Source organism: Pseudoxanthomonas suwonensis (assembly GCF_010093235.1).
GTDB lineage: Bacteria > Pseudomonadota > Gammaproteobacteria > Xanthomonadales > Xanthomonadaceae > Pseudoxanthomonas > Pseudoxanthomonas suwonensis.
The window spans coordinates 75,048-95,001 of sequence record NZ_PDWP01000007.1 but is presented as its reverse complement, the minus strand read 5'-3'; the positions used below and the strand labels follow the sequence as shown (position 1 = coordinate 95,001).

The window sequence follows — 19,954 nt, the reverse complement described above, 5'->3', positions numbered from 1 at the left end:
TTACAGACCCATGACTTCCCGTCTGCTTTCACCGCTGGAGCTGGGGCCATTCCGGCTTCCCAATCGTGTCTTCATGGCGCCGCTCACGCGTTCCCGGGCCGGCCAGCCGGGCGATGTCCCGACCGAGCTCAATGCCGAGTACTACGCCCAGCGCGCCAGCGCGGGCCTGATCGTGTCCGAGGCCACCCAGGTCTCGCCGCAGGGCAGGGGCTATGCCTGGACCCCGGGCATGTACAGCGATGCCCAGGAGGCCGGCTGGAAGCGGGTGACCGACGCGGTGCATGCGCGCGGCGGCCATATCGCCGCGCAGCTGTGGCACGTCGGGCGCATCTCGCACGTCCTGCTGCAGCCGGAAGGGGCGGCGCCGGTGGCGCCGTCGGCGATCGCAGCAGCGGGCGCAAATGCCTTCGTGGTGCGCCCGGACGGAAGCGCGGGCAACGAACCGACCTCGGTTCCGCGGGCGCTGCGGACCGAGGAGATCCCCGGGGTGGTCGAGCAGTTCGCCCAGGCGGCGCGACGCGCGCACCGGGCGGGCTTCGACCTGGTCGAGGTGCACGGTGCCAATGGCTACCTGTTGCAGCAGTTCCTCTCCAGCAACAGCAACCAGCGCGAGGACCGGTACGGCGGCTCGCTGGAGAATCGCGCCCGGTTCCCGCTGGAGGTTGTGGATGCGGTGGTGGCGCAGCTGGGCCCGGAGCGGGTCGGGGTGCGCCTGTCGCCGCACTTCGCCGGCCACGACATCGCCGACGCCGAGCCGGAGGAAAGTGCCCTTTACCTGGCGCGCGAGTTCACCCGGCGTGGCATCGCCTACCTGCACATTGCCGAGCCGGACTGGGCGGGCGGTCCCAGGCTGAGCGACCAGTTCCGCGCCGCGTTGCGCGAGGCTTTCGCTGGCGTGCTGGTGTTCTGCGGTGGCTACACCGCCGAAAGGGCGGAGCAGCTGATAGCCTCCGGCGGCGCCGACGCGGTGGCCTTCGGCCGGCCGTTCATTGCCAATCCGGACCTGGTGGAGCGCTTCGCGCAGGGCGCGCCGCTCAATGAGCCGGATCCTTCGACCTTCTATGGCGGTGGAGCCACGGGTTATACCGATTACCCGACGCTGGGCGATTAAGGCTGCGGGGACGCCTGGAAGACCGGGTCACCGGGTCCCGGCCCAAGGCCGGGACGACGGTGGCCGGATCGGCGTGGCACAGGCGGGTTACTTCTTCGGCGCCTTGTTGCGGTCGCCGGTGGCTTCGACGATCAAATTCGCCACGCCCTCGGGGTCTTCCTGCTGGGCGACGTGGCCGCCCGGGAAAGTGCGGATGGTCCAGCCGCGCGACTCGGCCGTGCGCCAGCCGCGGTCGGTCTTCGCGCGTTCCTCGATCGACTGGTCCTTGGGCACGAAGGCGACATAGGTCACCGGCAGGGCCTTTGCGGCCGGGTTCTTGAACGAAACCGGCTGGCTGAAGCACTTGACCGAGTGCTTGACGCTGTACGGCGGCTTGTCGCCCGGCTTGACCCACGGTACCTGCATGAAGCCGTCCTTGAAGCGGTCCGGCGGCAGCGGCTGGTTGGCGCCGAAGATGTCCCACAGCGACTGGCCGTCCTCCGGCACCGCCGCGTCGAGGAAGACCACGTGCTTCAGGCGCTCGGGGATGCGGTCCATGACGCCGGTGACCACCATTCCCCCATAGCTGTGGCCGGTCAGCACCACGTCGTGCAGGTCCTCGAACAGGATGGTGTTGACCACGTCGTTGATATGCGTCTCCAGGTCCACCTCGGTGCTGTTGAGGTGCTCGCGCTCGCCGAGGCCGGTGAGCGTGACCCGGTAGACCGTGTGTCCCTGTTCGGTGAGGAACGTGCCGGTGCGCTTCCATTCCCAGGCACCCGCGGTGGCGCCGTGCACCATGACAAAGGTTTGCGGCTCGGCGGCAGCCGCCGGCATGGCGATTCCCGCGAACAGGGCGATCGAGGCGAGCAGGGCATGGAGACGGCGGATGGGCGTTGCCAGGGACATGCGTGGACTCCGGGTGAACGGCCGGCGGAGAGTGCCACAGGCAAGCGCCGCGCGGAGCGTGCCGGCGCCCGCCATCCAGCATTGGAATGGAGGGATAGCAAATCGCGGATCGTCGGCCCGGATTTCGCGCTCCCGTCATCCTTCCCAACCGGCCATGACCATGATCCGCTCCAGGTCCTGGATTACACGCGGCCGTCCAGCGCGCATCTATAGCCTGCGTTGCCATGATCACCCCAGCCCGCACGCCTGCGACCAGGCCCAGCCAAGGCAGCATTTCCGAACGCTTCCTTTCCTTCATCGACGATCCGGCCTTTCCCTGCGTCGGATCCAAGGCCGCCCTGGCGCGCGCGGCGATCCAGCCGAACGAGTTCGGGCGGCTCGGCGACCGTGGCAACGATGCGCCGCTGCTCGACGCCCTTGCCGCGTTCGCGCGCCGCATCGAATCCATGGACGCGGCGGATACCACCGTGCATTCGTTCGTAGCCTTGTTCGACGGTCCCTCCGATACCGACGAGCGCCGCTTCGAGGCCATGCTGTGGTCGCAGCTGCAGCGCCTGCACGACCTGGACGCGCGCCGCGGCACGCCCTGGGCCGCGGATGTCAGCCGCGATCCGGACGATCCGCGTTTCAGCCTCAGCATCGCCGGCCATCCGTTCTTCGTCATCGGACTGCATCCGGGTGCCTCGCGGATCGCGCGCAGGTTCGAGGTGCCGGCGATGGTGTTCAATTCGCATCGCCAGTTCGATCGCCTGCGCGAGGACGGCCGCTACGCCAAGATGCAGGCCGCCACCCGCAAGCGCGACACCGCCCTGCAGGGCAGCATCAATCCCAACCTCGCCGATTTCGGCACGGCGCCGGAAACGCGCCAGTACAGCGGGCGCAAGGTGGAGGCAGAATGGACCTGCCCGTTCCACGTGCGGAGGCCGCAATGACAGGTGAGACCGTGCGCATCGCCCCCTGCTCGGGGCATGCGGTCGAGCTGGAGGCCGGGGACGAACTTGTGGTGATCGATCCGTTGGGGCAGCAGGTCAGCGACCTGACCGCGTTCAACCGCGAGGACCTGGACGAATACCTGTCCTCGGGCCGCAGCATCGACTACGCCTCCAAGCTGTGGCTCACCACCGGCGACACGCTTTACTCCAACCGCAGCCGCCCGATGTTCACCATCATCGAAGACACCTGCGGCCGCCACGACTTCACCCTGACGCCTTGCTCGAAGGAGATGTTCGAGAAGCTCTACGGCGAGGAAGAGGGCCGTCCGGGCTGCGAGGGCAACCTGGCCAGGGCGCTGGCGCCGTGGGGCATCAGCCGTGACCGGGTGCCGGTGGCGTTCAACATCTTCATGCACGTGTCGGTGGATGCCGAGGGGAAGATCGCGGTGCTGCCGCCGCTGAGCAGGGCCGGCGACCACGTACGCCTGCGCGCGGAGATGCCGCTGGTGGTGGCGATGACCGCCTGCTCGGCGGGCCAGTCGAACAACTTCAGCTACAAGCCGATCGACTTCCGGGTCGAGCGCGCACCTGATCGCGCCAAGGCCTGATCGCCGCACCCGAGCCCCAGTCGCAGGTGCCAGAATGGAGGCGCACGGATGGACCGTGCGCTCGGGTTCGACCAAGGGGAAGTGGATGACCGTAAGGATCCAGTGCCGTTGCGGAACAGTGCAGGGCGAGATCGACGACCGCGGCGCCTATGCGCGCGTGACCTGCTACTGCCGCTACTGCCAGGCCTTCGCCCAGTGGCTGGGCACGCCGGGACTGCTCGACGCCCAGGGCGGCACCGATATCCTTGCTGCCAGGCCTTCGCGCATGCGCATCACCCAGGGCAAGGACCAGGTGGCCTGCATCAGCCTCAGCAAGCGGGTGGTGCGCTGGTATGCCAGCTGCTGCCGCACGCCGCTGGCCAGCACCGCGCCCACGCCCGACCTGCAGTACGTCGGCGTACCCATCGCCTGCGTCGCCAATGTCGCGGATGTGCAGGCGCTGGTCGGTCCGGAAGGCCGTGCCGAGGCCAATACGGAATCCGCGCACGGCCCGGTCCGCGGTTCGCATATCGCCCTGACCGGAGTGCTGCTCAAGGTCGGCGTCGGCATCCTTGGCGGGCGCCTGCGCAAGGACCGCAGCTCCCCGTTCTTCGACGAAAACGGCAAGCCGATCCGCGAGCCCGAGCGGATCCCGATGCCCGGGCACTGACGTGCGCCGGGAACTGCTGCCACGGGACCTTGGCTTCGAGGTGCAGGCCGGTGACGAGGCCTCGCTGTTCGCCTGGTTCCTGGCGGCGTTCCTGTTCGGCAACCGCATCAGCCAGGCACTGGCAGCGCGCACCTGGGAGGTGATCGTGCGCCAGCACGGCTGTGATACCCCGGCGCGCCTGTGCGCCTGCAGCCACGCCCAGCTGGTGCGGATGCTGGGCGAGGGCGGCTACCGCCGCTACGACGAATCCACCGCCATCCGGCTGTCCCAGCTGTGCCGCAGCCTGGTGGACGAGTACGACGGACGGATCCTCGGCGTGTTCGAGGCCTCCCGCGACCGCGCCGACTTCGAGCGGCGGCTGCTGGCGTTCCGCGGCGTAGGCCCGGTGACCCTGGGCATCTTCATGCGCGAGGCGGGGCGGGCGCTGTACGGGGAGGGATAGCGCGCCGGCCCCGCCTGTGCAGGGCTCAGGTCCGGGGCGTGACCGACAGGCCGGCGGCCTCGGCAGCGTGGGTGCCGCACTGGGCATCGAACGCCGAAGGCGCGCCGGAGACGCCCACGCCACCGACCGCCACGTCGCCCACGAACAGCGGCAGGCCGCCTTCGGCGGTGGCGATCATCGGCGCCTGCGGCAGGTTCCAGTCGGCGGCCTGGCGGGTGGAGACGCGATAGACCGCGGCCGAGTGTCCCTTCCACTGCGCAAGTGCTCCGCTGGCCGGGCTATGGGAATTGGAAAAGCTGGCCAGGTTGCCGCCGTGGTCGAACACCGCCACCGCGACCTGGTAGCCAGCCTGGCGCGCGTAGTCCAGGCAGTGGTCGACGATGGCATCGGCGGTGCGGGGTTCCAGCACCGGACGCGACTGCTGCGCGGCGGCGGGCAGGGCGGCCACGGCGAAGGCCAAGACGATGCTCGTGGGCAGTGCTTTCATGCGGATGCTCCTGATTCGGGAGGAATGCGGACAACGCTAGATCCGTCGCTGGGCCGCGGCGGTGAGGCGGATGATCTGGCCGGGGTCGTCGGTGCACAGGTAGATGGCGCCATCGGGGCCGACTACCGGCTCGTAGATCCGGCCCGGGCTGCGGAACACGACCTCGTCATGGAGCACCCGGTCGCCGTCCAGCGTGAGCAGGTGCAGTTCGCGGCGGCCGAGGGTGCCCAGCAGCAGCTTGCCGTTCCACAGCGGGAACTCGTCCCCGCGGTAGAACGCCAGGCCTGCGGTGGCGATCGAGGGCCGCCAGTAATGGCGCGGCTGCTCCACGCCTTCGGCGCGGGTGTGCGGGGTGATCTCGTTGCCGTCGTAGTTGATGCCGTAGGTCACCACCGGCCAACCGTAGTCGCCGCCGGCGCGGATGACGTTGAGCTCGTCGCCGCCACGCGGTCCGTGCTCGGTGGCCCAGATGCGCCCGGTGTCCGGATCCAGGGCCAGGCCCTGGGCGTTGCGATGGCCGATGCTGTAGATCGTGGGCAGCGTGCCCTGCATGGCGAAGGGGTGGCCGGCCGGCGTGCCGTCTCCGCGCATGCGGTGCATCTTGCCGGCGGGGTCGGCCGGGTCGCGGGCGCGCTCCGGCGTGCCGCGGTCGCCGACCGGAAGGATCAGGTAGCCCTCCGGGTCGAACAGCAGCCGGCCGGAGTAATGCCAGGCGGTGGTGTCGTAGCTGGACTCGTCGGCTTGGAACACCACCTGCTCGTCGACCCAGGCATGGTCGCGGATGCGGCCGCGCACCACCCGGGTCATGGCCCGCACTTCCTCGTCGGGCGCGCCGGGATTGAGCGGGTGGCTGTAGCTGAGGTAGATCCAGCCGTTGCGCGCGTGATCCGGATCCAGCGCCAGGTCGAGCAGGCCGCCCTGGTTCCAGCGATGGCTGCTGGAGTGCACCACCGGCGTGCCGGAGATCGGGCGCGGATCGAGCACGCCGTTGCGCACCACGCGCAGGCGCCCGACGCGTTCGGTGACCAGGGCCGTGTCGCGGTCGATGAAGACCATGGACCAGGCGGCGACCAGGCCATCGACGAAGACCTCGGCACGGACCGCGTAGTCCAGGGTATCGACCACGCCCGGCACCGGGTCGGACTGGCGCGGTTGTGGCGGGCCTTCCTCCTCGGGCCGGGTGGCGCGGGTGGGCAGGAAGTCGGCCAGCGCGTTGATCTCGGCTTCGGTCAGGGTCTGGCCGAACGCCGGCATGCCTTGCGACGGAATGCCGCGGCGGATGATGCGCTCGATGTCGGAGCGGGTACCGCCGTAGCGGTAGGTGGCCGGCGACAGGGGCGGGCCCAGGCTGGTGCCCTCTCGGTGGGGGCCATGGCATCCGGAACAGTTGCGCTGGAACAGCGCCGCCGCGTCGGGTGCCTGGCCCGGGGCCTGGGGCGCGTCCTGGGCACGGGCGACGCCGGCCGGTAACAGGGCGGCCAGGACTGCGATGGCGTACAGGAGACGATGGCGTGGCATGGAGTCCTCCCTTTCTGGCTGCGCGGCCTCGTGCCGCGTCTGCGCATGGGAGCGCCGCGGGCCGGCGGGCTGGATGGAGGGAACCTCCGGTTTTGCTATAGATTCGATGCAGGCGCCGCCGGAACGGGACCGTGAGCGAGCACAGGGCCATCGGCAGGATCGAGGAAACGGCCGCCCTGCCTGGCGCAGGCGGGCCCGGCAGCGACTTCACCGCTGGCGAGGCACTGGTGCAGCCGGCGCTGAACCGCATCACGGTGCATGGCCAGGTCCACCAGGTCGAGCCGAAGGTGATGCAGGTCCTGCTGCTCATGGCGGCACGTCCCGGCCACGTGGTCGGCCGCGAAGCCTTCCTGGAGACCGTCTGGGCCGGGACGGTCGGCGACGACTACCTCCTCAATCGCGCGGTTTCCGAGCTGCGCCGCATCTTCGGCGATGATCCGCGCACGCCGCGCTACATCGAAACCATACGCAAGGGCGGCTACCGCCTGGTCGCGCCGATCGCACCGGCGCGGGTCGCCGCGGCCGTGCCTGCGCCCGGCGTCGGAAGCCCGCCACCTGCCGCGGTATCGCCAGCGCAAGCGGAGCCTGTCGGCGCGGCCGCCACCCCACCGCCAGCCCGGGGGCGCTGGAGGCTGCTGGCGCCCCTGGTCGTGGTAGCGCTGGCGCTGCTCGTCACCCTGGCCGCATGGCGCATGCGGCCGGCCGCCACGCCCCTGGATGGAGCCTGGGAGGTGCAGCCGCTGACCAGCTACGTGGGCCGGGAGGTCGAGCCGTCGCTCTCGCCGGACGGCAGTCGCGTGGCCTTCGTCTGGGACGGCGGCCAGGGCGCGCTGGACATCTACGTGAAGACGGTGGGCGCCGAGGACACGCTCAACCTCACCCGGTCCCCGGGCGACGAGCGCTATCCGCTGTGGATGCCGGACGGACGCAGCCTGCTCTACGCGCGCGTGGATGGCGACGGGCTGGCGGTGATGCGGGTGGCGGCGTTGGGCGGCGCGCCGATCCGGGTCATGGGCGATGCCCGGGTGCAGGCGGTGCGCGGGATGGCGATCTCGCCCGATGGGCGGCTGCTGGCCTATTCGGCCCGCGAGCATGCCGATGCGCCTTACCGCGTCGTGCTGGCGGCGCTGGACGGAGGCACGCCCCGCGTCGTCTCGCAGCCCCCGGGCGGCTCCGTGGGCGACCTCGACCCGCGATTCTCGCCCGATGGCCGCTACCTGGTGTTCGTGCGTGCGATAAACGAGGTCACCCGTGACCTGTACCGCGCCGGCCTCGGTGGCGGCGCGTCCACGCGCCTGACCTTCGACAACCGCAAGCTCAACGGCGTGGCCTGGTCGCCGGACGGCGAGCACCTGCTGTTCACCTCCACGCGCTCGGGCATGTACGCGCTGTGGTCGGCCGCGCCGGATGGCAGCGACCTGCGCCAGGTGGCGCTGGGGAACGAGGTGGTGCAGCAGCCGACGACGGCGGCCGGCGTGGATGCGATCGTGTTCGAGCACTGGGCGCACCGCTCGCAGCTGCGGCTGGGGGACCTGGGCACGCGCGGCGAAGGCGACGCCGGGCCGTTCTTCCACAGCACCCGCTGGGATTCCAGCCCGGCCTGGTCTCCGGATGGGCAGCGCATCGCCTTCAGCTCCAACCGCAGCGGGCCGCATGCGATCTGGGTGAGCCGCAGCGACGGACGCGATGCCGTCCAGGTGGCCGGTTTCGGTGGTGCCTTCATCGACAACCCGGCCTGGTCGCCCGATGGTCGCCTGCTCGCGTTCGATGCCAGCCCGGACGGCACCAGCGCGATCTACGTGGTCGCCTCCGATGGCGGCCAGCCGCGGCGCATCACCACCGGCCCGGGCGATGCGAGGCATCCATCGTGGTCGCGCGACGGGCAGTGGCTTTATTACGAGGCCAACCACGACGGGCAGTGGCGGCCGATGGCGCGACGGCTGGAGGGAGGCGATCCGGTCGTCCTGGCCGCCGGGCCGGGCGAGCGTCCGCGCGAATCCGCCGACGCTCGCTGGCTGCTGTACGCGCGTCCGGATACCGGTGGGATCTGGCGCATGCCGCGGCTCGACTGGGCGGGCGAGGCGCCCGTGGCCGCCACCCGCCTGGAGGTGGACCTGCGCGGCGGTGACGTGGACCGCTGGGTGCCGGGCGAGGCAGGCATCTATTACGTGCGGCGGCCGGAGGACGGAGTGTCGCAGCTGGCCCTGTTCGATCCGGACAGCGGCCGTACGCAAGACGTGCTGCCGCTGGCGTCCGGGTTCGAAGGCTGGGGTTTCCAGCTCTCGCCGGACCAGCAGCGGATCATCTATTCCGAGCCCACCAGGCATGAAAGCGACCTGCGCATCGCGGTGCTGCGCGAGCCGGACACGTAGCGGTGGCTCGGCCACGGGTATCGGGGCATGCCTTCAACCGGATCCGCCGGAGCGTGACCAGGGTCGCGCCTGCGCGGGAACCGACGTGGCCGGCGGCCTGTCGGAAACCTGGGCCCACTGCAAGGAGTCGCCATGTCCCGCGCCATCGCGCTGACGCTGTGCCTGCTGTCGGTCGTCAGCCTTGCCGTTCCAGCCAGGGCCGATCCGGTGGTCCGCGATGGGCCGGTGCACCAGCTGCGGATCTACCGGATCTACGACCGGACCCGCGTCGCCTTCCACGACCGCTTCCGCGGCCACGCCGCGCGGATCATGGCCGGGCATGGCTTCGACATCGTCGCGATGTGGGAATCGCGTTCGGAGGAGGGGCCGGAGTTCGTGTACCTGCTGCGCTGGCAGGACGAAGCCACGATGAAGGCGGCCTGGGAGCGCTTCATGGCCGATCCGGAATGGGCCGCGATCAAGCGCGCCACCGCGGCCGAGCACGGCCAGTTCGTGGGCGACATCGAGGACCGCACCCTGCACCTGGTGGACTACTCGCCACCTGGCCGGGTGCGCTGACCGGGAGGCTGCTCAGCGCGTGGTGTAGGTTGCATTCCCAGTCCGGTGCCGATGGTCAGGATCGCCCAGCGCCGCACATCGAGCATGCGGTCCAGTTCGCTCAGGCCCTGGACTACCGCGTCGTTGTGCATCACGACCGCGGGCGCCTGGCCATCGATCCGGTCCAGGTGCGCGGCGAGCGCCTCGGGCAGGTGGAACGGACGCTCCCACTCGCCGGGCAGGTTCTGCGCGCCGGCCGAGATCGAGCCGTCCGGTTCGATCGTGCCGGGGCAGGCGATGCCCACGAACGGCGCCAGCGCCAGGCCCAGGGTGCGCGCCAGCGCCGCCAGGCCGTTGAGCATGGCCGCCGTGCGCCTTACGGCGGCCTCGCGGTCCGGGCGGTCGGTCTTGTGTCGCCACACCATGCTTTCCAGCACCCGGCCGTGGCCGCCGGTGGGGTCGCGGCGCAGCCGGTGCTGGACGATGCCGCAGCGCAGCTTGGTGCCGCCGATGTCCACCGCGAGGAAGGCGTCGTAGCGGTGCATCTCCCGCGGCAGCAGAGGCGACCAGCCGAGCAGGCCGCCCTCGTCCGGGTCATGGCGCAGCGGCAGCAGGCCGACCCCGGTATCGGCGAGCTCCAGCAGGCGGATGGCGCGGCGCATGGCCAGGCCACCGGTCTGGTGTTCGGGGAAGCCACCGCCGATCACGATGCGCTCAACGCCGGCCCAGTCGCGCTGGGCCATGAACACCTGGACCACGTAGCACAGCTGGCGCGCGTACTCCTCGACGGCCAGGTGCATGGCATGCGATGCGTCGAGGCCACCGCCGACCAGGACCAGGTCGATCTGATCCTTCTTCAGTTCGCGCGAGGGCTTGCGGCCGAACGGGTCCTTCGCGGTGAGGTGGTGCTGGCGCGCGGCATCGACCAGGCCGCGGAAGGCAGTCTGGCTGGCGCGGTCGCCGATGAATCCGTCGGCCTGCGGATCGCGTACCGGCAGGCTGTAGGCGTCGATGTCCAGGCCGGGCAGGTGCACCGCGGCGTGGCGGCCGCGGTCATCGGGGCGGGCAGGCGTGCGGCGGATGCGGGCCATGGGCGGGTCCGGACGGGTGCTGGCCCATCCTGTACGCCGTGCGGTGAGGCCGCGGTCGAGGCGGGCGCGCAGCGTTCACGGCCGTGCGCCGACCATGCCGGTTCCTCCAGCGGAACCGACGCGATGCCCCATGATCTCCAGCGCCGCGAAGCGGCGGCACGCCTGCCCGGCGTCGATGTCCATACGGCCGTGTTGCGGATCCGCATCGGCCGGGCCTCGTTGCGCGCGAAGGCCGCCATCTCCACCCGTGGCCTGCTGGCGGTCACCGGCCTGGTCGTGGGGACGCTGCTGTCCAGCGCGGCCATCGTCGCCGTGGCCACGCGGAAGCTGCCGCAGGGCGCGATGCCGGCCGGGATGAAGCGCAGCCGCTGGTAAGCCTCAGGGCGCCGGGCCGGTGACGGTCAGGTCGCCCTTGCGTGGCCCCTCCACGAGTTTCCAGCCGGGCTTGAGGGCCAGCGTCCAGCCTTCGCCGTGCAGGCCGTCGCCGCCGCGCGGCAGTGCCACCACCGCGCGCTTGCGGTCGGCGTGCACCAGGGCCGCGCCGCCTTCCACCACCAGCTCGCCCCAGCGGTCGGTGAGGCGCAGGGTCGGGTAGACGGTGCCGACGTCGTCGAGCGCGGCCAGGGTCTGTGGATTGAACTGGAAGCCGCTGGCCTGCAGCGGCAGTACCAGCACCGGACCATCGACCAGGTCGCGGCGCCAGGCGGCCAGTCTCTCCAGCCGCTGCCGCTCACGCGCCTCCTCGGCGGCGTGGAGCTGCCGGTCCGGGTCGTAGCGACGCTCATGTGCGGCCAGGTCCGGCGTGGCATCGAGGTCGATGTGCAACGCGGTGGCCAGCATCCGGCCAAGGTCGGCATCGGCGCCAAGCTGCCCGCGCCAGCCGGGGTCGGCACGGTCCAGCAGCAGGCCATAGGCCGGACCGCTGGCGTAGGCGAAGGAACGCACGAAGCTGGGCGCATCCAGGAAGCGCGCAAGCGCGTAGACCCCGTAAGCGCGCCGTTCCTCGTCGCGCGCAAGGGCCACGCGCACGCCGGTGTATTCGGCCAGGCCCTCGTTGATTTCCAGTGCCGCCTCCTCGCGTGCGGCGGCCGGGAACAGGCGTCGCCGGGCCTGGCGGAACGCCAGCGCATCGGCGACGTGGGCGCGCTGCACCGCCGCATCGTCGGCCATCAGCGCACGCGCGAGCGCGCGCCATTCCAGCTGCAGCAGGTAGCGGCCGTGCTGGCTGTCGAGATGGCGGTTGCCGGCCTCGGGGCGGTCCAGGCCCAGTTCCGGCTGCACGCGGTGGAACAGCTCGTGGACCAGCATCGCACGCAGCAGGTTGGGCTCCAGCGGCAGTGGCCACACCAGCTGGGTCCAGCGCGTGCCGGACCATCCGGTGGCGGTGTTGGCCAGCATGGCCTCGCGCGGCAGGGTGCCGGTGTACAGGCCATCGGCCTCGACAAGGACGCCCCCGGCGTCGGCCTCGCTGGCGACGATGGCGCGATCGGCCGGATCGACGATCATGATCGGCCCGCACAGCGACCGTCCCCACAGTGCGCCGCCGTCGGCCTTGCACAGGCGCCTGGCCTCGCCGAATACATATCCGGCCACGGCCGGGTCGGGCGCCGCATGGGCGGTCGGCGCGAGCGCGCACAGCACGACGGCAAGGCATGGCAGGCGCATGCGGGGCGAAGGCATGGTCGGCTTCCTGTGGCAGGCGGGGCGACGAGCGACGATAGCACCGTCGCCATCGCTGCGGCCCGTGGCCGCGTCGCGGATGAACGCGGGCCGGACCGAGCGCGGCCGCCAGCCGGCCGCACACGTTACGATGCGCGTTCCTCCGCCGATTCTTCCCGGATTCCCCGCATGCGGGCCAGCATCGATTCCGCCCCAGCGGCATGAACGACGGCGTGGCGTCCCCACCGCCCGCGGTCGAGCCGCGCATGGACCGCATGCAGCCATGGCTGGCCGCCGCGGCCAGCGTGGTGCTGCACCTGCTGTTGCTGCTGCTCCTGCTCATGGCCGAGCCGCCGCCGGTGGTGACCCAGCCGCAGGGCGCCTCCAGTGCCGGGCGGATACGCGTGGACTTCGTCGGACGACCGCAGCCGGGCCCGCCATCGCCCGAGGTGCGGGAGCCGGAACCCGCGCCCGCCGACGCGGCGCCTCCGCGCGAACTGGATGCGCGTGAACTGGCAGATCCACGACGCGTGCTGCTGCCCGCGCAACCGGAGCCGCAACCGCAACCGCCGCGTCCCCAGCCGCAGCCACGCCCGCGGACGGAGCCGTCGCCCCGGACCGCAAGCCAGCCTTCAGCACCGGTCACCGCGCCGACCCGGGCGCCGCCGCATCCCTGGAACGGACGGCCGCCGGGCATGGTGGAAGAGGACGTGGAATCGCCAGACAACGGTCGCAACGCCGGCATCGTCGACAACGGCGGCGCACCGAACCAGGTCGATACCGGTGGCGAGCCGGCCATGGACGTGGGCGGCTACCAGGTCATCTACGAACTGCTTGGCGAACGGAAGCTGCGCGACTGGATCGAGCAGGGCATGACCGAGGTGGCGATCCCGCTGCCAGGCACCCGCCACTTCATGGTCTGCCCGGCCGAGGTGGCGCTGCGCCGTGGCGCCAGCAAATGCCGCATGGTGGATCCGGCCTCGCCGGAGATGATCGGCATCGGCGATGCGCGCGAGGTGATCAGCGTGCGCTACGTGTACCACCTCGGCAAGCTCGTGTGGCGCGGGCCAGGGCCTTACCGCTGACCCGCGCCGGGCAGGCTCACGACTTCCTGCGGTCCAGGTAGCCGTGCATCTTCAGCCACGCGGCCCAGGCTTCGAACCAGCCGGTGCTGGTGGTTTCCTTCTGGTACATGCCGAAACCGTGGCCGCCCTGCTCGTAGTAGTGGAACTCCACCGGGCGCCCGGCCTTCTGCCAGCTCTCGACCAGGCCGAAGCCAGTATTGGAGAACAGTCCGTCGTCGGCGGCCAGGGCCACGAACATCGGCGGCGCGTCGGCCGGCACCTTCTCGATCGCCGCGATCGGGCCGTAGATGTTGCCGATGAAGGCCGGCCTGGCATCCTCGCCATGCAGTGCGGTGGTCAGCGTCAGCATCGCGCCGGCGGAGAAGCCGATCATGCCGATGCGGTCCGGGTCCACGTTCCATTCCTTCGCGCGGCTGCGCACCAGGGCGAAGGCGGCGCGCGCGTCGGCCAGCTGCGGGGCCAGCATCTGCGCTGCATTGGCTGCACCGGGGTCACGCGGCGGACGCGGGCCGGACAGCATCTGCCGGATCGACTCGGCGAAACCGTCCAGGTCCGCCGGGGTCTGGTTGAGGCGGTACTTGAGCACGAAGGCGGCCACGCCCTTCTCGTTGAGCGCGCGCGCCACGTCCCAGCCTTCGTTCTCCATCGACAGCGAGCGGAAGCCGCCGCCCGGGGCGACGATCACCGCCGCGCCGGTGGCCTTGGCCGGGTCCGGCAGGAACGGGGTCAGGGTGGCTTCGGGGACGTTGCGGGCGAACACGCTGCCGTACGGCTTGTGCCAGACCTCCGGATTCTTCGCATCAGGCAGCGGGCCGGTCGGGAGCTTGATCGCGTCGGGCTGGGCCGGGGTGGCGATCGGCGTCATGCGGTCGTCGAGCGCGTGGGCCGGGGCCAGGCCGGCGCCGATCACCAACAGCGCCAGCAGCAGCGGGCCGCAACCGCGGCGGAGGGTTTGCCTGGCGTGCCTGGCAGGGGAATGCAGGGGCATTGCGGGTCTCCCTTTGTCGTCCGTGGATGTCTTGCTTCCCGCGCACCGGCAACCGCGGAAGGACACGGCTGCCGTCGGCGTGGCGATGGGGGATGCCGGATGCGGGGCGCGGGCGAGCATACGGCAGCAATGCGTGCGGTTCCGCCGGTATAGAAAAATAGCTGGCAGCCATATCCATTTTGAAATCGCCGTAGCCGTCGCATGCGGCTACCCTCTGGCCTCGTTTCCGCGTGTCGCGGAAGGGATTCCCGGAGGATTCGAATGACCCGTTCCCTGCGAGCCGCCCCGTTGCTGCTGGCGCTGGCGTTGTGCAGTGCAACCCAGGCTTCCACGCCGTCGCCGGAGGCTCCCGGGCAGGGCGCGAGGCACGGCGAGGACGCGGCACGCGACGCCGAGGCGCTGGCGGCCTCCCTGGTCGCGCAGCTGACTCCGGAGGAAAAACTCGAGCAGCTGCTCAACACCGCGCCGGCGATCCCGCGCCTGGGCGTGCCGGCCTACAACTGGTGGACCGAATCGCTGCACGGGGCGATGGGCACGCTGCCGACCACCAACTTCGCCGAGCCCATCGGCCTGGCCGCGACCTTCGACGACGAACTGGTGCGGCGGGTAGGCCGGGTGATCGCCACCGAGGTCCGAGGCCTGCATGCGCTGGCGCGCCAGACCGGACGCACCGGTCGGATCGGCACCGGCCTCAACACCTGGTCGCCGAACATCAACATCTTCCGCGATCCGCGCTGGGGGCGTGGCCAGGAGACCTACGGCGAGGATCCATTCCTGGCCGCGCGCATGGGCGTGGCCTACGTGAAGGGCGTGCAGGGCGAGGATCCGCGCTGGTACGACATCATCGCCACCCCCAAGCACTACGCCGTGCACAGCGGCCCGGAATCGACACGGCATTCGGCCAACGTCTACGTCTCCCGCCACGACCTGGAGGACACCTACCTGCCGGCGTTCCGCGCCGCGATCGTGGAAGGCGGCGCCGGTTCGGTGATGTGCGCCTACAACCGCGTCGACGGCCAGCCGGCCTGCGCCAACGACCTGCTGCTGAAGGACTACCTGCGCGGTGCCTGGGGCTTCAAGGGCTACGTGGTCTCCGACTGCGACGCGGTGACCGACATCAACCGCCACCACCACTACGCGCCCGATGCCGCGGCCGCGGTCGCCGCGGCGATGCGCTCCGGTGTGGACAACGAATGCAACGGCGCCACCTTGGTGGATACCGCCGGGCTTGCGCGTCCGTACCGCGATGCGCTGGACCGCGGCCTGATCGGGATGGGCGATGTCGACCGCGCCCTGGTGCGGCTGTTCGCCGCCCGCTACCGCAATGGCGACCTGCCGGGCCTGCGTCCGCTCTCGACCGACACCGCCTCGCCGCAGGACCTGGGCAGGCCGGAACATGGCGCGCTGGCGCTGGAGGCGGCGGAAAAGAGCCTGGTGCTGCTGAAGAACGACGGCGTGCTGCCGCTGCGGCCCAGGACGAGGATCGCCCTGGTCGGTCCGCTGGCCGATGCGACCCGCGTACTGCGCGGCAACTATTCGTCGCCGCAGTCCGCGCCGCCGGTGTCGGTGCTGGAGGGCCTGCGCCAGGCGATGCCGGAGGCAGAGATCAACCACGTGCCGTTCGGCGAGACCTATACCGATGGCGATCCGGTGCCGCCTTCGGCACTGCTCACGCCCGATGGAAAGCCCGGTCTGCTCGCGCGCTACTACAACACCCGGCGGAAGCCACCGGCGCGTTTCGAGCCGGGGCAGATGGACGAGTGGATCCAGCGTGTCGGCTTCGAGGACGCGCCGGTCGTCACCCGCGTGGAGGCCGACGTCAACAGCCGCAGCCTGGACCTGGGGCAGGTGCACGACATCCACCGCGTGGAATGGACCGGTTACCTGGTGGCGCCCGAGACCGGCAGCTACCGGCTTGGCCTGGGTGGTTTCAACGGCGCGCTGGAGTTCGACGGCAAGCCGCTGCTGGACCTCGGCGGCGCGTCCTGGAACAGTCTGCCGACGCTGAAGACCGTGCAGCTGGAGGCCGGCAAGCGCTATCCGATCAAGGTGGTCACCGAGGCACGCGTGCTCGCGGGTATCGGCCTGCTGTGGAAGCGCGTGGTCGACGATCCGCTCGGTCGCATGCGCGCGGCCGCGGCCGGCAGCGACGTGGTGGTTGCCGTGGTCGGCCTGACCTCGGACCTGGAGGCTGAGGAAGCACCGGTCGAAGTGCCGGGCTTCAAGGGCGGCGACAAGACCAGCCTGGACCTGCTGGCCGACCAGCAGGCGCTGCTGGAGGCCGCGCGCGCCACCGGCAAGCCCCTGGTGGTGGTGGTGATGAATGGCAGCCCGGTGAACCTGGCCTGGGCGAAGCAGCATGCGGCGGCGATCATCGAGGCCTGGTATCCCGGACAGTCCGGCGGCCTGGCCATCGGCAATGTGATCGCCGGCCACGCCAATCCTGCCGGACGCCTGCCGCTGACCTTCTACCGCTCGGTCGAGGACCTGCCGCCGTTCGACGACTACGACATGCGCGGGCGTACCTACCGCTATTTCGAAGGCGAGCCGGTGTATCCGTTCGGCCATGGCCTCAGCTACACCTCGTTCGCATACGCGCCGCTGAAACTGCAGCCGGCGGCGGCCGGCGCGCACGAGGGCCTGAAGGTGGTCACCGAAGTGCGCAATACCGGACGGCGCGCCGGCGACGAGGTGGCGCAGCTGTACCTGGACTTCCCCGACGTCGAAGGCCTGCCGCGGATCGCCCTGCGCGGATTCCAGCGCGTGCACCTGGCCCCGGGCGAGCGCCGCGTGCTGGAGTTCGACCTGGATCCGCGCGCTCTCAGCGCGGTCACGCCCGAAGGCCAGCGCCAGGTATTCGCCGGCAACTACCGCGTATTCGTCGGTGGCGGGCAGCCGGGTACGGGCGCGCCCGGACGGGACGCCGCGTTCAAGGTCGGACAGACGCGTCCGGTCGAGCGCTGAGCGATTGCGGGATGCCGCCCGATGGCGGCATCCCTTGCTTGCCGCGGATCAGGAACGTCGCTGCGCGATCCAGCGGTCCAGTTGCGCGGCGAAGGCCTGGCGCTCGCGTGCGCCATAGGCCGAAGGCCCGCCGGTCTGCACGTCGGCGCCGCGCAGCTCTTCCATGAAGTTCCGCACCGACAACCGCTCTGCGATGTTGTCGGCGGTGAAGCGTTCGCCGCGGGGATTGACGGCCATTGCGCCCCTGGCCAGCACCCGCGAGGCCAGCGGGATATCCTGGGTGACCACCAGGTCGCCCGCGGCTGCACGCTCGGCGATGGCATCGTCGGCCACGTCATAGCCGCCCTGCACCTGGATCGCGCGGATGAAGGGCGAGGGCGGGGTGCGCAGCCACTGGTTGGCGACCAGGGTGACCTGGACCTTTGCGCGTGTCGCTGCACGGAACAGCATCTCCCGCACCGGCACCGGGCAGGCGTCGGCATCCACCCAGATGCAGCCGGGGCGGGAGCCGGCCTCGCTCATCCCTGGGCGGCGGGTTCGCTACCGGTCTTTGCCGCATCCTTGGCGGCGCGCTTCTTCGCGTCCTTCTCGTCCTGCTTCTTCTTCTTGGCCAGTTCGCGCTGGCGTTTCTCGAACGAATAATTGGGCTTTGCCATCTCTGCTCTCGTGATATCGAGCATGCAGTGTACGTGGTTATGCCCGAAGCCCGGCGGAACGGCCGTCGCATCCGTGGGAATTCGGCGTCCATATGCGGCGATCGCCGCCGATCAGCCTGCTATTGCGGCCTCGATCGCGGCAACGTCGATCTTGCGCATCGTCATCATCGCCTCGAATGCACGGCGGGCCATGCCCGCGTCCGGGCTGTTGATCGCCTCGATCAGCACTTTCGGGGTGATCTGCCAGGACACGCCCCAGCGGTCCTTGCACCAGCCGCAGTCGCTTTCCTTGCCGCCGTTGCCGACGATGGCGTTCCAGTAGCGGTCGGTTTCGGCCTGGTCGGCGGTGGCGACCTGGAAAGAGAAGGCCTCGGACTGCTTGAAGATCGGGCCTCCGTTAAGGCCGACGCAGGGAATGCCGAGGACGGTGAACTCGACGGTGAGGACGTCGCCGGCCTTGCCGGAAGGGAAGTCGCTCGGGGCATGGAAGATCCGTCCAACCGAGCTGTCGGGGAAGACGCTGGCGTAGAAGCGGGCCGCGTCGAGGGCATCGCGTTCGAACCACAGGCAGATCGTGTTGCGCGCAACCATGATTGTCTCCTGTTGGAGGGGGGGGCGCGGCGACTGCTTGCCGCAGCGACAGGGGTCTGGTTGTACGTCGTCTGGCGTGGGCGGAATTCGACACGGCACGGTCGTCGCGATGCGGCGGGACATGCCGGGAGATCCATGCGCCCGTTCCCCGGCCCCGGTTCCGGGCGGTGGGCGCACCCATGTTGCCTGCCGTGGGGCCACGGCACCGTCTAGACTTCGCCGGCATCGCCACGATGGCGCATGCTCCCACCATCCAAGGAGCCCGTCTTGAACGCTGTCACACCCGGATTCTCGTCGCTTGTCGTCCTCGTCACCGGAGGGGCCCGGGGGCTGGGCGCCGCGATCAGCCGCGCGTTCGCGGGGCAGGGTGCGCGGGTGGTGGTGAATTACCGCCGCAGCGAGGCGGCCGCGCAGGCGTTGCGGCGCGAGTTCGGCGAACGTCAGCTGCTGCCCGTACAGGCCGACGTCACCGATCCGGCACAGGTGGCGGCCATGTTCGCCGCGGCCCGGGCGCATTTCGGCGCGCCGGTCACGGTGGTGGTCAACAATGCACTGGTGGACTTCGTGTTCGATGGCGATGCGCGCCCGAAGGCCGGGGACATCGCCTGGGAGCGCTTCGCCGTCCAGTTCCAGGGCGGCGTGCGCGGCGCGCTCAATACCGTGCAGGCCGCGCTCTCCGGGATGCGCGAGGCCGGTTTTGGCCGGGTGGTCAACATCGGCACCAACCTGTTCCAGAACCCGGTGGTGCCTTACCACGACTACACCGCGTCCAAGGCCGCGCTGCTGTCGCTGACCCGCACCCTGGCCGCGGACCTTGGCCCGGATGGCATCACCGTGAACATGGTTTCCGGCGGCCTGCTGCGTACCACCGACGCCAGCGCGGCCACGCCGGAGGCGGTGTTCGACCTGATCGCCGCGAGCACGCCGCTACGCCGGGTGACCACGCCTGAGGAGTTCGCCGATGCGGTGCTGTTCTTCGCTTCGCCCTGGTCGCGCGCGGTGACCGGGCAGAACCTGGTGGTGGATGGCGGGCTGGTGAAGGACTGATGCCGAATGGCTACGCCGTCAGGCAATGACGATGCATGCGCTGGTGCACTCCCCGGATGCGGCCCTTCGGCCTTATCCGGGCTACGTCTGGCCGTAGCCCGGGTAAGCGCAGCGCACCCGGGGATGGCTACGCCGTCAGGCAATGATGATGCATGCGCTGGTGCACTCCCCCGGATGCGGCCTTCGGCCTTATCCGGGCTACGTACCTGTAGCCCGGGTAAGCGGAGCGCACCCGGGAATGGCTACGCCGTCAGGCAATGATGATGCATGCGCTGGTGCACTCCCCCGGATGCGGCCTTCGGCCTTATCCGGGCTACGTACCTGTAGCC

20 protein-coding genes are annotated in these 19,954 nt (G+C 70.5%); 11 read left to right on the top strand and 9 right to left on the bottom strand.

Annotated elements, in window-relative coordinates; genetic code table 11:
- Positions 1-10 precede the first annotated feature (10 nt).
- Entirely contained in the window at positions 11-1,111 is a 1,101-nt protein-coding gene (locus tag CSC68_RS04775; RefSeq protein WP_162202393.1) for an alkene reductase, read from the top strand.
- 87 nt (positions 1,112-1,198) lie between these two features.
- Here CSC68_RS04775 and CSC68_RS04770 read toward each other — a convergent pair whose 3' ends face one another.
- Entirely contained in the window at positions 1,199-1,999 is an 801-nt protein-coding gene (locus CSC68_RS04770) for an alpha/beta fold hydrolase (protein ID WP_162202392.1), read from the bottom strand.
- Between the two features lie 224 nt (positions 2,000-2,223).
- On the opposite strand from CSC68_RS04770, the gene gntA reads away from it, so the two are divergent.
- The 4 genes from gntA to CSC68_RS04750 all read left to right on the top strand — a co-directional run bounded on the left by gntA (position 2,224) and on the right by CSC68_RS04750 (position 4,630).
- Positions 2,224-2,931, top strand: coding sequence for a guanitoxin biosynthesis heme-dependent pre-guanitoxin N-hydroxylase GntA (gene gntA, locus CSC68_RS04765; protein ID WP_162202391.1), 708 nt, complete (start codon positions 2,224-2,226; stop codon positions 2,929-2,931).
- The gene (locus CSC68_RS04760; RefSeq protein WP_162202390.1) at positions 2,928-3,539 is read left to right on the top strand and encodes a DUF1989 domain-containing protein; all 612 of its coding nucleotides are present in this window, start codon (positions 2,928-2,930) and stop codon (positions 3,537-3,539) included. Before gntA ends, CSC68_RS04760 begins: the two co-directional genes overlap by 4 nt.
- An 85-nt stretch (positions 3,540-3,624) precedes the next feature.
- The gene (locus tag CSC68_RS04755) at positions 3,625-4,188 is read left to right on the top strand and encodes a DUF6151 family protein (protein ID WP_246193447.1); all 564 of its coding nucleotides are present in this window, start codon (positions 3,625-3,627) and stop codon (positions 4,186-4,188) included.
- Between the two features lies 1 nt (position 4,189).
- Positions 4,190-4,630, top strand: a complete 441-nt coding sequence (locus CSC68_RS04750; RefSeq protein ID WP_162202388.1) for an HhH-GDP family DNA glycosylase — start codon at positions 4,190-4,192, stop codon at positions 4,628-4,630.
- Positions 4,631-4,655: 25 nt separating this feature from the next.
- Here CSC68_RS04750 and CSC68_RS04745 read toward each other — a convergent pair whose 3' ends face one another.
- Together CSC68_RS04745 and CSC68_RS04740 are read right to left on the bottom strand one after the other, a co-directional pair.
- A complete protein-coding gene (locus CSC68_RS04745; protein WP_162202387.1) occupies positions 4,656-5,117 on the bottom strand; it encodes a heme-binding protein in 462 nt (153 codons plus the stop codon).
- Positions 5,118-5,153: 36 nt separating this feature from the next.
- Positions 5,154-6,635, bottom strand: coding sequence for a PQQ-dependent sugar dehydrogenase (locus CSC68_RS04740; RefSeq protein WP_162202386.1), 1,482 nt, complete (start codon positions 6,633-6,635; stop codon positions 5,154-5,156).
- A 131-nt stretch (positions 6,636-6,766) separates the two neighbouring features.
- Between CSC68_RS04740 and CSC68_RS04735 the strand changes: the two genes are divergently transcribed.
- Together CSC68_RS04735 and CSC68_RS04730 are read left to right on the top strand one after the other, a co-directional pair.
- Positions 6,767-9,007, top strand: a complete 2,241-nt coding sequence (locus CSC68_RS04735) for an LpqB family beta-propeller domain-containing protein (RefSeq protein WP_162202385.1) — start codon at positions 6,767-6,769, stop codon at positions 9,005-9,007.
- Positions 9,008-9,139: 132 nt separating this feature from the next.
- Positions 9,140-9,565, top strand: coding sequence for an NIPSNAP family protein (locus CSC68_RS04730; RefSeq protein WP_162202384.1), 426 nt, complete (start codon positions 9,140-9,142; stop codon positions 9,563-9,565).
- On the opposite strand, the gene CSC68_RS04725 is transcribed toward CSC68_RS04730, so the two are convergent.
- Positions 9,538-10,635: an ROK family protein gene (locus CSC68_RS04725; RefSeq protein ID WP_246193446.1), complete on the bottom strand. Its 1,098-nt coding sequence runs from the start codon at positions 10,633-10,635 to the stop codon at positions 9,538-9,540. The two genes, CSC68_RS04730 and CSC68_RS04725, sit on opposite strands and share 28 nt — an antisense overlap.
- 123 nt (positions 10,636-10,758) lie before the next feature.
- Between CSC68_RS04725 and CSC68_RS04720 the strand changes: the two genes are divergently transcribed.
- Positions 10,759-11,010 (top strand): hypothetical protein, encoded by a 252-nt coding sequence (locus CSC68_RS04720; protein WP_162202383.1) that lies wholly within the window; start codon positions 10,759-10,761, stop codon positions 11,008-11,010.
- A gap of 3 nt (positions 11,011-11,013) precedes the next feature.
- Here CSC68_RS04720 and CSC68_RS04715 read toward each other — a convergent pair whose 3' ends face one another.
- Positions 11,014-12,315: a hypothetical protein gene (locus CSC68_RS04715; RefSeq protein WP_162202382.1), complete on the bottom strand. Its 1,302-nt coding sequence runs from the start codon at positions 12,313-12,315 to the stop codon at positions 11,014-11,016.
- Positions 12,316-12,515: 200 nt separating this feature from the next.
- Here CSC68_RS04715 and CSC68_RS04710 point away from each other — a divergent pair, with 200 nt between their 5' ends.
- Entirely contained in the window at positions 12,516-13,379 is an 864-nt protein-coding gene (locus tag CSC68_RS04710) for a hypothetical protein (RefSeq protein ID WP_162202381.1), read from the top strand.
- Positions 13,380-13,395: 16 nt separating this feature from the next.
- Here the strand turns inward: CSC68_RS04710 and CSC68_RS04705 are convergent, their stop codons facing one another.
- On the bottom strand, positions 13,396-14,367 hold the full coding sequence (locus CSC68_RS04705; protein WP_162202380.1) for an alpha/beta hydrolase: 972 nt from the start codon (positions 14,365-14,367) through the stop codon (positions 13,396-13,398).
- A 261-nt stretch (positions 14,368-14,628) separates the two neighbouring features.
- Here CSC68_RS04705 and CSC68_RS04700 point away from each other — a divergent pair, with 261 nt between their 5' ends.
- Positions 14,629-17,331 carry a glycoside hydrolase family 3 C-terminal domain-containing protein gene (locus CSC68_RS04700; RefSeq protein ID WP_162202379.1) on the top strand — a complete coding sequence of 901 codons (2,703 nt, stop codon included), beginning with the start codon at positions 14,629-14,631 and terminating at the stop codon, positions 17,329-17,331.
- 48 nt (positions 17,332-17,379) lie between these two features.
- Here the strand turns inward: CSC68_RS04700 and CSC68_RS04695 are convergent, their stop codons facing one another.
- The 3 genes from CSC68_RS04695 to CSC68_RS04690 form a co-directional block, all read right to left on the bottom strand.
- Positions 17,380-17,853 (bottom strand): YaiI/YqxD family protein, encoded by a 474-nt coding sequence (locus CSC68_RS04695; RefSeq protein ID WP_162202378.1) that lies wholly within the window; start codon positions 17,851-17,853, stop codon positions 17,380-17,382.
- Positions 17,850-17,987: a hypothetical protein gene (locus CSC68_RS15780; RefSeq protein ID WP_170296335.1), complete on the bottom strand. Its 138-nt coding sequence runs from the start codon at positions 17,985-17,987 to the stop codon at positions 17,850-17,852. The genes CSC68_RS04695 and CSC68_RS15780 overlap by 4 nt, the downstream gene beginning before the upstream one ends.
- A gap of 111 nt (positions 17,988-18,098) precedes the next feature.
- Complete coding sequence (locus CSC68_RS04690) at positions 18,099-18,578, bottom strand: VOC family protein (protein WP_162202377.1); 480 nt, start codon at positions 18,576-18,578, stop codon at positions 18,099-18,101.
- Between the two features lie 267 nt (positions 18,579-18,845).
- On the opposite strand from CSC68_RS04690, the gene CSC68_RS04685 reads away from it, so the two are divergent.
- Positions 18,846-19,625 carry a 3-oxoacyl-ACP reductase gene (locus CSC68_RS04685; protein WP_246193445.1) on the top strand — a complete coding sequence of 260 codons (780 nt, stop codon included), beginning with the start codon at positions 18,846-18,848 and terminating at the stop codon, positions 19,623-19,625.
- The last annotated feature ends 329 nt before the right edge of the window (positions 19,626-19,954 follow it).

Bases quoted from the DNA above. Each gene is read 5' to 3' on its own strand.
- CSC68_RS04775 (WP_162202393.1), top strand. From the start codon at position 11: ATGACTTCCCGTCTGCTTTCACCGCTGGAGCTGGGGCCATTCCGGCTT.
- CSC68_RS04770 (WP_162202392.1), bottom strand. From the start codon at position 1,999: ATGTCCCTGGCAACGCCCATCCGCCGTCTCCATGCCCTGCTCGCCTCG.
- gntA (WP_162202391.1), top strand. From the start codon at position 2,224: ATGATCACCCCAGCCCGCACGCCTGCGACCAGGCCCAGCCAAGGCAGC.
- CSC68_RS04760 (WP_162202390.1), top strand. From the start codon at position 2,928: ATGACAGGTGAGACCGTGCGCATCGCCCCCTGCTCGGGGCATGCGGTC.
- CSC68_RS04755 (WP_246193447.1), top strand. From the start codon at position 3,625: ATGACCGTAAGGATCCAGTGCCGTTGCGGAACAGTGCAGGGCGAGATC.
- CSC68_RS04745 (WP_162202387.1), bottom strand. From the start codon at position 5,117: ATGAAAGCACTGCCCACGAGCATCGTCTTGGCCTTCGCCGTGGCCGCC.
- CSC68_RS04740 (WP_162202386.1), bottom strand. From the start codon at position 6,635: ATGCCACGCCATCGTCTCCTGTACGCCATCGCAGTCCTGGCCGCCCTG.
- CSC68_RS04730 (WP_162202384.1), top strand. From the start codon at position 9,140: ATGTCCCGCGCCATCGCGCTGACGCTGTGCCTGCTGTCGGTCGTCAGC.
- CSC68_RS04725 (WP_246193446.1), bottom strand. From the start codon at position 10,635: ATGGCCCGCATCCGCCGCACGCCTGCCCGCCCCGATGACCGCGGCCGC.
- CSC68_RS04720 (WP_162202383.1), top strand. From the start codon at position 10,759: ATGCCCCATGATCTCCAGCGCCGCGAAGCGGCGGCACGCCTGCCCGGC.
- CSC68_RS04715 (WP_162202382.1), bottom strand. From the start codon at position 12,315: ATGCCTTCGCCCCGCATGCGCCTGCCATGCCTTGCCGTCGTGCTGTGC.
- CSC68_RS04710 (WP_162202381.1), top strand. From the start codon at position 12,516: ATGAACGACGGCGTGGCGTCCCCACCGCCCGCGGTCGAGCCGCGCATG.
- CSC68_RS04705 (WP_162202380.1), bottom strand. From the start codon at position 14,367: ATGCCCCTGCATTCCCCTGCCAGGCACGCCAGGCAAACCCTCCGCCGC.
- CSC68_RS04700 (WP_162202379.1), top strand. From the start codon at position 14,629: ATGACCCGTTCCCTGCGAGCCGCCCCGTTGCTGCTGGCGCTGGCGTTG.
- CSC68_RS04695 (WP_162202378.1), bottom strand. From the start codon at position 17,853: ATGAGCGAGGCCGGCTCCCGCCCCGGCTGCATCTGGGTGGATGCCGAC.
- CSC68_RS15780 (WP_170296335.1), bottom strand. From the start codon at position 17,987: ATGGCAAAGCCCAATTATTCGTTCGAGAAACGCCAGCGCGAACTGGCC.
- CSC68_RS04690 (WP_162202377.1), bottom strand. From the start codon at position 18,578: ATGGTTGCGCGCAACACGATCTGCCTGTGGTTCGAACGCGATGCCCTC.